General features: G+C 43.9%; 11 protein-coding genes. 2 read left to right on the forward strand and 9 right to left on the reverse strand.

From position 1 onward, the window contains the following. Window positions 1–164: 164 nt before the first annotated feature. The 7 genes from WMO25_RS07735 to WMO25_RS07765 all read right to left on the reverse strand — a co-directional run bounded on the left by WMO25_RS07735 (window position 165) and on the right by WMO25_RS07765 (window position 7,864). Entirely contained in the window at window positions 165–941 is a 777-nt protein-coding gene (locus WMO25_RS07735) for an exodeoxyribonuclease III (protein WP_284703414.1), read from the reverse strand. 61 nt (window positions 942–1,002) lie between these two features. Continuing rightward, complete coding sequence (locus WMO25_RS07740) at window positions 1,003–1,422, reverse strand: helix-turn-helix domain-containing protein (RefSeq protein ID WP_256167866.1); 420 nt, start codon at window positions 1,420–1,422, stop codon at window positions 1,003–1,005. Further along, window positions 1,415–2,503 carry an acyltransferase family protein gene (locus WMO25_RS07745; RefSeq protein ID WP_349084836.1) on the reverse strand — a complete coding sequence of 363 codons (1,089 nt, stop codon included), beginning with the start codon at window positions 2,501–2,503 and terminating at the stop codon, window positions 1,415–1,417. The genes WMO25_RS07740 and WMO25_RS07745 overlap by 8 nt, the downstream gene beginning before the upstream one ends. A gap of 479 nt (window positions 2,504–2,982) precedes the next feature. Continuing rightward, entirely contained in the window at window positions 2,983–5,316 is a 2,334-nt protein-coding gene (locus WMO25_RS07750; protein WP_349084837.1) for an ABC transporter permease, read from the reverse strand. After that, window positions 5,313–5,996, reverse strand: coding sequence for an ABC transporter ATP-binding protein (locus tag WMO25_RS07755; RefSeq protein ID WP_227081658.1), 684 nt, complete (start codon window positions 5,994–5,996; stop codon window positions 5,313–5,315). Before WMO25_RS07755 ends, WMO25_RS07750 begins: the two co-directional genes overlap by 4 nt. Window positions 5,997–6,128: 132 nt before the next feature. Continuing rightward, window positions 6,129–7,169: a HAMP domain-containing sensor histidine kinase gene (locus WMO25_RS07760; RefSeq protein ID WP_349084839.1), complete on the reverse strand. Its 1,041-nt coding sequence runs from the start codon at window positions 7,167–7,169 to the stop codon at window positions 6,129–6,131. Window positions 7,170–7,177: 8 nt separating this feature from the next. After that, window positions 7,178–7,864, reverse strand: a complete 687-nt coding sequence (locus WMO25_RS07765; protein ID WP_349084840.1) for a response regulator transcription factor — start codon at window positions 7,862–7,864, stop codon at window positions 7,178–7,180. 186 nt (window positions 7,865–8,050) lie between these two features. On the opposite strand from WMO25_RS07765, the gene WMO25_RS07770 reads away from it, so the two are divergent. Continuing rightward, window positions 8,051–8,782, forward strand: coding sequence for a DUF554 domain-containing protein (locus WMO25_RS07770; protein WP_015514615.1), 732 nt, complete (start codon window positions 8,051–8,053; stop codon window positions 8,780–8,782). A gap of 121 nt (window positions 8,783–8,903) precedes the next feature. Continuing rightward, window positions 8,904–9,845, forward strand: coding sequence for a diacylglycerol/lipid kinase family protein (locus tag WMO25_RS07775; RefSeq protein WP_349084841.1), 942 nt, complete (start codon window positions 8,904–8,906; stop codon window positions 9,843–9,845). A 127-nt stretch (window positions 9,846–9,972) separates the two neighbouring features. On the opposite strand, the gene WMO25_RS07780 is transcribed toward WMO25_RS07775, so the two are convergent. Further along, complete coding sequence (locus tag WMO25_RS07780) at window positions 9,973–11,328, reverse strand: sodium-dependent transporter (RefSeq protein ID WP_349084842.1); 1,356 nt, start codon at window positions 11,326–11,328, stop codon at window positions 9,973–9,975. A gap of 98 nt (window positions 11,329–11,426) precedes the next feature. Further along, a partial coding sequence (locus tag WMO25_RS07785; protein WP_349084843.1) for an O-acetylhomoserine aminocarboxypropyltransferase/cysteine synthase family protein occupies window positions 11,427–12,674 on the reverse strand: 1,248 nt, incomplete at its 5' end.

A 12,674-nucleotide genomic window follows, 5' to 3' on the forward strand; every position in this document is an offset into this window, starting at 1 on the left:
TGCATTATGATCCATTTTGTCCATATAATCAGTCCTTTCTATCCTTTCGACTGATTATAGTATACCACACTTCGCACCACAGAACAAGCGTTCTATTTTCTTTTTTCTGCAATTCATCTCCCACCTGTAGAGTAAGGAGAATTCTTGCTAACTTTTGTTAAAATCTATTCCTTCAACTCCAACTCAACCGGACAATGATCCGAACCGAATATCTCCTGGTGAATGGATGCCGATACCAGACGATCTTTTAATGCCTCTGAGACAATAAAATAGTCAATGCGCCATCCGGCATTATTCTTACGTGCATTAAAACGATACGACCACCAGGAATATTCACCGGTTTTATCCGGATAAAAATATCGGAAGGTGTCAATAAATCCCGCAGAAAGTAGTTCCGTCATCTTGGCACGCTCCTCATCTGAAAATCCGGCATTCTTGCGGTTGGTCTTTGGGTTCTTAAGATCGATTTCTTCATGTGCCACATTCAGATCACCACAAAGAACAACCGGTTTTGTCTGCTCAAGTTTTTTGAGATACGCTCTCACATCATCTTCCCATTCCATTCGATATGGAAGTCTAGCTAGCTCATCCTTAGAATTCGGTGTATACACATTGATAAGATAAAATGTCTCATATTCTAATGTAATCATACGTCCTTCTGTATCATGCGCCTCGATGCCCATACCATAAGTCACATTTAAAGGCTTGATACGGGTAAATACTGCTGTTCCGGAATACCCTTTTCTTTCCGCATAATTCCAATACTGCTCATATCCCGGCAGATCAAGTTCAATCTGTCCTGCCTGCAGCTTCGTCTCCTGAAGACAGAAAACATCCGCATCCAACGCATTAAAAATATCTACAAAGCCTTTACCCACAACTGCACGAAGGCCATTCACATTCCAGGAAATTAATTTCACTTTGTCATCCTCCTCATCCATCACTTTTCATTTCACGTCCACTTTATTGTAGTATGTTTTTGGAGGATTGACAAGCTATCTCTTATTCATCGCGCTTCTTCAGCATATCCAACAATGCCGTTTCTTTAATGACAGCAAGCCCCTGTCCTTCATCTCCCAGAATGATCAGATTATCACCACAATGAATATCGAATATTTTCCTGGCCTTAGCCGGAATTACAATCTGTCCCTTATCGCCAACCTTCACCATACCAAAAATATGTTTTCCCTTTGGTGGCACTTCCATCCCCAGATTCGCACTGTCACTTTTATCATAATTCACCAGGTCATCCATGGTAACCCCAAAAACATCCGCCAGCAGCCTGCATCTCTCAATATCAGGCAGTGATTCTCCTGTCTCGTATTTTGACAATGTCTGCCTGGATACGCCTATTTTATCCGCCAGTTCGTCCTGTGAATAACCATGGATTTTCCTCATTGAAATCAAATTATCTTTAAACATCCTTCTTCTCCTTCTTTATGCCAAGAACACACCATCGGATAATCGGAATCCTGCTGATTAGCGCATCTAAAACAAATGCGCCTCCGAATGCACTAACACCCACCAACATATATACCAACCCACTCGGCAGATTTGATGCATATCGATTCAAATAATACGCTGCTATTGCCAAAGGCAAATAGTGAAAAACATACAGTCCCCAGGATTTCTTCGTCATCCATTTTGTCAACTGATCAGAACGATCACCATATTTTTTCATAAATGCCAAAATTGCAAGAATTGCAAACCAGCAATACAAACTTGCTGTCATATGATTCACCACCGGTTCAACTGCATAATTTTCGCCAAAGAAATGTACCGTATAATATATTCCCATACAAACTGCAGCAGCTCCAAATACTATCCAATACCGGCTCAATCGATCAATCACCACATCGTGAGAAAAAATAAAATACCCGACAAAAAAGCAAAAACCATAAATTCCAAATCTGTAAACGGTGACTACCGGTGTATTCAAAATTTGTGCTGCACCATATGTCAAAATAACCATCAATGCAAGCATCCGGACAGGCACCTTTGCCCCCTCATTCCATATCCGATCCTTCTCAATTCGATGCACAAGCAAAAGCAGCATCGAAAATAGCCACAACATCTGTATGTACCATAAAACGCCTGTCCCTGACAATGCAAACAACCCATACAAAACCGGCTTCGGCATTGCTGAAAGCTGATCAAGTGCCCCGTTGATTTTCGTATTATAATACCCTAAAATCCACTGAAAAACAAGCAGACCGATGGTTGAAGGAACCAGCAGTTTTCGGGTTTTTTCCCTAACAAATGTTTTCGTGTCGTGTTTCTCCAGATAATATCTGGCGCTCATCCCGGACACAACAAATAACAGCGCCATAAACCAGGGATAAACCACATATTGAAAAGCATCCTGCAGCTGATGCTTCTTAAAAGGTCCGATCACCCCAAAAGGCTGCACCCCGTTAAACATATAAATGATATGATAAATCACCACAATCACAACAGTTATCCATCGAATATTGTCCAAATATATTCTCCTTGTATTGTCCATACATTTCCCACCTTTGCTATGATTTTTAACACATTATAACACGGAGATGGAGCATATACGACCAACCCAACTTAACAAAAAGGTGCGGAGTGTGTTAAAAATTGTGGCAAAAAAATTGGTCAGACACTGTCTGACCAATCAAATACTATATAACTATTTTACCAATTATTTAACGCTTAAATTCCGATGTTTCTGTCTCTATTCCCAAATTCAAACAAATTCCCACCTTTACTCAGCGCTTCTAATTTATATCGTTTCATCATTTTCCTAAAACTAATTTTAGCTGATTATACGCTGAGGTACAAGCAAAGATATGGTCGATAAACTATAATAATTCCGACAAAAATCGACTCACTTTAAAAATCCCGCCCACGAGCCGTGTAATATTTACACAGCGCGCGAACAGGCTTGTGTGAGTATTATTTTTTTCTTGTCAAGCGGAGCTTTTTATAAAATGCAATACCATAGCAACGATTCACCTACAACTCATTGATCGTCTCTGTGATCGCCATCTCTGATATCCGCTTTGCCGGTTTCCACACCGCCGCTGCCGCCGAATCCATGACAAATACGACGATGACTGCCAAAAGCTGTACCGGCATCTGCCATACATTGCCGAAGTGTCTGGTGATCAAGGTCACATACATAGCCCTGCTGATTGGCAGTCCAACGGCACATCCTACGATCAGTCCCGAAACGGCATAGGTAAAAGCTTCCGCAGAGATCATTTTTTTCAACTGGTTTCTGTCCATTCCGATTGCCCGCATATAGCCATACTGACGGATTCTGGCCGACACACTCATGGAAATGCTGTTCATAATATAGAAAACCGTGATCATGGCAAGGATCATTAAGAAGCTGTATCCGACAATTCTTGTCATCATATACGTCGCATTTGTTTCCTGGTTGCTCTTGCGATTATCTGTAAAAATCTGATTCTCTCCGACCAACGCACTAATCTGTCTGATGGTTGCCTGATCTGCGTCCTTTGACAGCTTTACCCCCAGCAGGAAATAGTCCTGTTCTCCTACTAATTTTTCAAATGTATCCTCGGAACATACAATGATACAATCATCTGAAAAAAGGCCATCAGAAAGTTCACATGCAACTTCCACTTCCGTGCCATTGATCTCAATGGTATCCCCCGCATGGAGCGGATTATTCTTATTACATATCGTCATAACTTTCCCGTTATCAGCACCAATTTCAGAAATATCGCCCTTTACCACAGATTTCCAAGCCATTTTAATCATGTAATCATCGTAAGACACGATATTGACCCGGTCCACTGATGTTTCTGAAGAAACTGCCGGAACATCACTGGCATAGGCATCACCAAAAACCTGTTCTACACCTGGAATTCCATTGATTTTTTCTTTCATAGACGGATCGATATTGTCAGCATTGGCATACCCGTTGATGGTACAGTCCGGCTGCCAGGCCCGCAGTGACGGCAGCAGGGCATGCGCCAGATCCATTCCCACTGAAAAACATAAGAATACAACAATACTCAAGGCAAAGGATCCCGTCATAAGAAACCAGTTCTTTTTATTCGATACAGCATGATGGATACCCAGAGATGTTTCTATCCTCGTATATATTTTTCCTGCTGCATGTCCGGCCTTTATATTACTTTCCAAATCACCGGATACCGCAGCCGCCGGTGAGACTTTCGAGGCTTTTCTTGCAGGGGACTGGGCAGCCAGGAGAACCGTGATCAATCCGACAACTATACCGCTGATGATACCTACTTTACTGATGGCAAATACCGGCATTCCCGCAAACTCGCCGCCGACACCATATTTTAAAACAATACACAAAACATCATTAATGGCTGTACCCAGAATCACACCGACAGGGATGCCGATTTTACACCAGTTTAATGCCTCCAGACGGACAATCCGCATAATCTGCTTTTTGCTCGCACCGATGCACCGCAGCATGCCAAAAAAATTCATTCTCTGGCTGATATTACTGTTCATACTTCCTGAGATCATTAATACTCCCGCCATCAGCACAAGAACAAATAAAACCACGGCAATCCCGTAAATACCCATCATGGATTCATTGCTGCTGGCCCCCGACATGCCCATAACCGCGGTGTTTTCTCCAATCTGACCAGCAGACAGCTGATACTGTTCTTTTATTTCCGTTCTGGCCCGATCAGCCTTTGAAGCACTTTGAAACTGAACATAAAAACTTGAAGAAATCTGATTCACTCCGTTTTCTTCCATTACAGATTGAAATGCTTCTCTTGTCATATAAACACCGACCAGATAAAACTGCCCCTCATAATAGGCTTCATCATCTCCGCCGAAACCGGAAACGGTATACTCTGACGCACCTGCAGGCGTATGCAGCACAACCGTGTCACCGATTTTCAGATCCAGATAATCTCTGGCATTGGTGCTGAGCAGCACCTCATGATCTGTGGAAGGAAACTTTCCTTCCTTCAGTCCCTCCATCAACTGTTCAATATAAGCTGCATCTGTACCATACAGTGCAGCTTTTACATCTCCGATTTCATAGTCCTGCTCTGCATTCACATTAAACGCAGAAGACCACCCGGCCGCCGCCACATCCAGCCTAGATGCAATATCTGATGCTGTCAAATCTGAAATATCCTCAAACATCAAATGCCAGCTGCCGTTTTTATCAACCTGATGGGACAATTCTGCCCTCATGAGCATATCAGTCATACTGAACACTATTGTTACCAGAAAGACCGCGATCACAATGCACAGTACCGTCATGCGGCTTTGTTTTTTTCTTACTTTTGCAGAAATGGAAATTAAACTCAAATAACTTCTCATGCCTGACACCTCCCGAGATCTGTCAGTACACCATCGGATACCTTTAATACCCTGTCCGCAGTCTGGGCAATACTCTGGCTGTGTGTGATCATAATAATCGTCTGGGCATACTTCTTTGACGCCTCATGCAGCAGAGCAATGACTTCACTGCTGTTTTTTGAGTCAAGATTGCCTGTAGGCTCATCCGCAAGTATCAGAGAAGGTCTTGTAAGCAATGCACGGCCGATGGCCACACGCTGCTGCTGACCGCCTGACAACTGATTCGGCAGATGGTTTCTACGCTCCTTCAGATTCAGGACCGTCAGCAATTCCTCTAAATATTTTTTGTTGGGTTTCTGATAATCCAGGAGCACCGGAAACATCATGTTCTGCTCCACCGTCAGTTCCGGGATTAGATTAAAAGCCTGAAAAATAAACCCGATATTCCGGCGTCTGAAAACCGTCAGCTGCTTTTCTTTCATGGCAAAAATGTCTTTGCCATCAATGTAAACTTTCCCGGAAGTCGGAGTATCCAATGCCCCTAATGTGTTGAGCAAAGTACTTTTGCCGGATCCGGATTCACCTACAACCGCCACAAATTCTCCTTTCGGTACAGAAAAACTGACATGTTTCAAAGCCTGTACCGCTGTCTCTCCATTACCGTAAGTTTTGCAAATATCTTTTACTTCCAATAAATCCATATGTTTTACCTCTTTTCTTTAATCTGTAAAAAAGAATACCATTCCTGCCTTACAGCAATATGACAGCCGGACGACAATTTTGTCAGAATTCAACGCGCTCCGAAGGCACACAACATCAAAGCGTACCTCGACTTATGTGCCAATTATAATAAAATTAATCGTAAAGCTTGTCCTCTGTCCCAGCGTACTATCCACTTCGATGGTACCGCCATGGGCTTCGATAATAGACTTTGCCAGAGGCAGACCAAGTCCGAGTCCCTGGGTGTCTTTGGAAAAACGGCTGCGATAAAACCGCTTGAATATATGATACAGATCCTCCGGATGGATACCGCTCCCGTTATCCATGACCCTAATCTGGACAACCGACGAAAACTGCTGCCATGTGACACTGACAGTGTCTTCCTCTTTGGTATGGTCCAGGGCATTTTTCACTAGATTGTCAATGGCTTCCATAAGCCAGCTGCGATCACAAAGAAGCCGGACATCTTCATCTCCGGAATAAATCAGATGCTTTTGTTCCTGCTTGGCCCGATATCTGAAATGTTCTCTGCTCTCTTCCATCATCTCTGATACACTTTCCATATGCCTTTCAAAAACAATAGAGCCGACATCCAGTTTTGTTATTTTCAGCAGATTCTGGACTAGCATCTCCATTCGATCCAGTTCTTTTTCTGATAACGCGACAAATGTCTGAATATCAGCCATGTTCTCTGTTCCATCCTGCATGAGTCCGTTATAAATATTCAATGCAGCCAGCGGTGTTTTCAACTGATGGGATATATCGGAAATCGTATCCTTCAGAAATTCTTTTTCCTGATTTTTCTTTGAAAGCTGGGCATTTAAACCTGCTGCCAATGTATTGACAACATGAAATAATCTGTAAATTTCGCCTTCCTCATCACAGGCGATCCTCACATCCGTATCTCCGTCAAGAAAAGCCTGCACCTTGGCCGTTGCTTCTTCCATCAGTCGATTCTGCCTGCTGAAATAAGTCCAGCAGGTCTCTGCTATCATTCCAAACATCAGGGCAAATAAAACGGCAATTCCTCCGATCAGTCGGATCTGATGACACACATGCCAGACAATACCTTCTGTCAGCAGCCAGAAAAACAGGCAAATCCCGGCAATCCTGCAAAATAATTGTTTGATATCACGATTCGCTAATATTTTCATCTTATCTCTTAAAAATTCACCTGCCATTTATATCCCATGCCCCGCACAGTAACAATCCTCTCCGGCCTTCCCGGATCATCTTCAATCTTCATACGCAGTCTGCGGATATAGACCGTCAATGTATTATTATCGATATAATTGCCGTCGCAATCCCACAGCTGCTTCAAAATCTGCTCTTTTGTCAAAACCACATTTGCATTCTTCATAAAATAACAGAGCATCTTATATTCCGCTGCTGTTAACACCAGCAGTTGACCATTCTTATAAACCTGCCCCTGAAGCAAACATACCTTGATGCCATTTGAATCAAGCCCTGTCGCTTCCTGACCGAAATTTTTACTTCTGCGAAGAAGTGCATTGACTCTTGATATCAAAATTCCCAACTTAAAAGGCTTGGTGATATAATCATCTCCGCCCATATCCAGCCCCATCATCACATTGGTTTCTTCATCCATGGCTGTCAGAAAAATAATCGGCACCTTTGAACACTGCCGCACTTTCCGGCAAAAATCGAATCCTGTGCCGTCCGGCAGGGTTACATCAAGAATCAGCAGTGCATACTTTCCATCTGCCCAGTTTGCATCTGCCTCACTTAACGTTCTGGCCACATCTACCTCAAAACCCTGCTTTTTTAACGCATAAGTAAGTCCGGTGATCAGGCTCAAATCATCTTCTAATAGTAATAATTTGTCCATTTCGCTGCATTTCCCTCTATTCCGAAATATTGCTTTTACTGCCTGCAAATTTATAATTTTATTATACAGCGCCTAAAACAAAAGACAACTTACAAAATTGTAGGAACCCAAACATTTTTTCTTTACTGTTTTCCTGAAAATGTGCTAAACTATACCAGTATTTTTTTAGAAAGAAGGTTTTTATCAATGCCCATAGGTATCATCATCAACGCATTATGCATCTTCGTGGGTGGCTTTATCGGCCTTTTCGCCCGAAATTTTATCAGCGAACGTATCATCACCAACCTGAATATGATTTTCGGACTTTGCTCCATGGGAATGGGTATCAGCTCAATTGTCCTTATGGAAAATATGCCTGCGGTTATTTTTGCACTTATCCTCGGAACCGGCATCGGTCTGGCCATTCATTTAGGGGATAAAATCCGTGCAGGCGCCCTGATGATGGAAAAAGCGTCTTCCAGAATTGTCAAAAGCAGTCCTTCTGCTCTTGATAGAAAGGAATTTACGGAAACACTGATTACCATCATCGTCATTTTTGTTGCCAGCGGTACAGGCATCTATGGCTCTATTGTCTCTGGCATGACCGGTGATCACAGCATTATGATTGCAAAATCTATCCTTGATTTATTCACAGCCATTATCTTCTCCTGTACCCTTGGCAGTGTTGTTTCATTGATCGCGATTCCGCAGTTTATCCTGTTTATGACATTATTTCTTCTGGCCGGTGTCATCTATCCTCTGACAACCCCTGCGATGATCAATGATTTCAAAGCTGTGGGTGGATTTTTCATGCTGGCAGCCGGTTTCCGTATGAACAAAGTAACAAACTTTCCAACAGCGGATATGATTCCTGCTATGATCCTGATCATGCCTTTCAGCTGGATCTGGAGCAGCTTTATCCTTCCGTTGGTGTCTTAAGTCAACAAAAACCCACAAAATACGACTATTCAGGTGCCCCAGAATTTGATACAATAAATCCATACGGAACTTTACATGCGATTTCATATAAGTTCATCCATGAATGGATTCGAGGGATATAATGATTTATTTTATCGTGAACATTACAGCCAGAACCGGCAAAAGCCGTGCCATCTGGATGGAAATGAAAGAAATATTAGAAAATCGAAGCATAGAATACAAGGCTTTTCAGACCAGATACGCCGGTCATGCCACCAATCTGGCACGGAAGATTTCTTCTCTTCCCGAGGACAGGATTTATCTGATCACCGTGGGCGGTGACGGCACTTTAAACGAAGTGATTAACGGAATCACCGATTTTTCACGCATTGTACTGGGTATTCTTCCTATCGGTTCCGGCAATGATTTTGCCAGAGGCATGGGTATTTCCAAAGACACGCTGTCCAATCTGGAACAAATGCTGGATTTGATTGAATCAGCCTCAGAAGGCACTGCCATTGACCTGGGTGAAGTCTCCTGCGAAGCATTGGATACACCGAAATATTTTGCCATCAGCTCCGGTGCCGGCCTGGATGCTATTGTCTGCAAGAAGGCGCTGCATTCCAGGCTTAAGAAGTTTCTGAACCAACTGCATCTCGGGAAGCTGACCTATCTTCTGCTGACAATTGAGTCTTTGTTCTCCATGACCACCTGCGATGCCGACATTGTTTTTAATCATGGCGAAGCAATGCATGTCAGCCATATGATCTTTTCCGCCGGTATGAATCTGCGGATCGAAGGCGGCGGTGTACCTATGGCACCGGATGCTGTCCCTGATGATGGGATGCTGTGCCTTGCCATGGCCCACGATGTACCCAAATGGCTGACATTTTTCCTGCTGCCATTTCTCGTTGCAGGCAAGCAGAAATATATCAGAGTCTTTGACTGCATTCCATTTAAAGAATGCACGCTGCATCTTTCCAGTCCCCTGACCGTTCATGCGGATGGTGAATACTGCGGTGAAAATACAACCATTACATACAAATGCCTCCCGGGAAAACTGCATTTTCTGAAAATATCGTAGCTGCTGAATTTCACAGCCGACAAACATTTTCAAAATTTACAGTGTCCCGAGAGGCACTTTTCTTTTTATAAATGCTGCATCAGCAATGGCACATCTCTCATCTGGCAGATGCACCGACACAGAATTTCTATATCAGTCCCTGAATTAAGATAATCAGGATCAGGATCGGCAGCAATGTCATAAAATACCACTTCAATTTGCCCGACATTTTCATCCCTTTTCCCCGATTCACTTCTTCAAGATAATTGTCAAATCCCCATCCGCGTCTGCTCACACAGAACAATAAGTAGACCAGTGAACCACCCGGCAGCAAAATATTGCTGACAAGAAAATCCTCTGTATCCAAAACATCTCTTCCCCCGATCAAATGCAGGTCGCTCCAGATATTATAGCCGAATACACAAGGCAGACTGGCGATCAGAATAAGAATTCCATTAAAAAGAACGGCCTTTTTACGGCTCCAGCCAAAGTTGTCAATGCATCCTGCGATCAGGTTCTCAAATACAGCAATGACCGTCGAAAAGCTGGCAAAGGTCATAAACAGGAAAAATAATGTTCCCCACAGACGGCCGCCCGCCATATTCACAAAGACATTCGGCAATGTCACAAAGATCAGTGACGGACCTGCATCCGGTTGAATCCCAAATGAGAAACATGCCGGGAAAATAATCAGACCTGACATCAATGCAACAAAGGTATCAAGTCCGCAAATTCTCACAGATTCTCCGGTGAGGGTTCTGCCGTTTGGCATATAACTGCCGAAAATCTCCATGGCACCGATACCAAGACTCAGGGTGAAGAAAGCCTGATTCATGGCTGCTGTGATCACTTTGCCGATTCCTACATCCGCTGCACGCTTAAAATCCGGCAAAAGATAAAAACGCAAACCTTCACCGGAACCCGGAAGCACCAGGCTGTGTACTGCCAGCACGATGATCAGTACAAGGAGGGCTGACATCATGATCTTGGAAATTCTCTCAAGACCATTCTGCAGACCAAAACTGCAAACAATAAATCCTGCAACGACTGTAATCGCCATGAATACTGCCATTTCAACAGGATTTGCCAACAGGTTTGAAAAGGCACCGCCTACAGCATCGGCATCCATTCCGCTTTTGAAACTGCCGGTTATGAATTTGACAAAGTAACTCAGCATCCATCCTGAAACGGTTGTATAATACATCATCAACAGCAAGCAGCCGATCATACAAAACCAACCGTGAATATGCCATTTCTGGCCATCTTTCTCCAGTGCTTTATAGGCCTGGACTGCACTCTTCTTACCTGCACGTCCTACTGCCAATTCCATCGTCAAAACCGGCACACCCATGCAAAGCAGGAATATCAGGTAAAACAAGACGAAAACACCACCGCCGTTTTGTCCTGCCACATATGGGAAGCGCCACACATTGCCAATACCGATGGCACAGCCCGCGCTTACCAGAATAAATCCCAATCGGGACTGAAAATTTTCTCTATTCATACTTCTATTTTCCCTAAATAAACAGCATAAGAGCTGCCTCTGAATCGTAATATGGTTATTCATCAGGGCAGCTCCTGCCTCTTTCTCTCTAACTACTCTTATTCTTCAATCTGAGCCAGTGCCTGCGCAAGGTCTGCGATGAGGTCTTCTTTATCCTCAAGACCGCATGAAATACGCACAAGGCCTGCCGGTACACCTGCTGCCGCTAACTGCTCATCACTCATCTGACGATGCGTGGATGTTGCAGGATTCAGACAGCATGTTCTGGCATCAGCCACATGTGTCTCAATAGCTGCCAGTTTCAGATGCTTCATAAATGTCTCTGCTGCTTTACGGCCGCCCTTTAACTCAAAGGAAACAACACCACAGCCGCCCTTTGGCATATACTTCATAGCACGTTCGTGGTATTTATCACTCTCAAGACCCGGATAATTCACATAAGCCACCTGCGGCTGCTTCTCAAGGAATTCGGCCACAGCCTGACCATTCTCCACATGACGCGGCATACGCACATGCAGGGATTCCAAACCGAGATTCAGGATAAATGCATGCTGCGGAGACTGGATGCATCCAAGATCTCTCATGAGCTGTGCTGTACACTTTGTGATAAAAGCGCCCTCTTTACCGAACTTCTCAGCATAGGTGATGCCATGATAAGAATCATCCGGTGTACAAAGTCCCGGGAACTTCTCAGCATTGGCCATCCAGTCAAAATTACCGCTGTCAACAATAGCACCGCCCACAGCTGCACCATGGCCGTCCATGTACTTCGTCGTGGAATGTGTTACAATATCTGCGCCCCATTCAATCGGACGGCAGTTGACCGGTGTCGGAAATGTATTGTCCACGATCAGCGGCACATGATGGGCATGGGCTGCCTTCGCAAACTTCTCAATATCAAGAACAGTCAGTGCCGGGTTGGCGATGGTTTCGCCGAAAACAGCCTTTGTATTCTCTTTGAATGCCGCATTCAGCTCTTCTTCTGTGCAATCCGGAGAAACAAATGTTGCCTCAATGCCCATCTTCGCCATTGTCACGGAAATCAGATTGAATGTACCGCCGTAAATGGATGAAGATGATACGATATGATCACCCGCCTGACAGATATTGAACAGGGCAAAGAAGTTAGCTGCCTGTCCTGAAGATGTCAGCATTGCTGCTGTACCGCCTTCCATGTCTGCAATCTTGGCTGCAACATAATCATTGGTCGGATTCTGAAGCCTTGTGTAAAAATAACCGGATGCCTCCAAATCAAATAACTTACCCATGTCTTCACTTGTATCGTACTTGAAAGTGGTGGACTGTACAATCGGGATCTGTCTCGGTTCACCATTGCCAGGTCTGTA

The organism is Coprococcus intestinihominis, from assembly GCF_040096555.1.
Lineage (GTDB): Bacteria > Bacillota > Clostridia > Lachnospirales > Lachnospiraceae > Coprococcus_A > Coprococcus_A intestinihominis.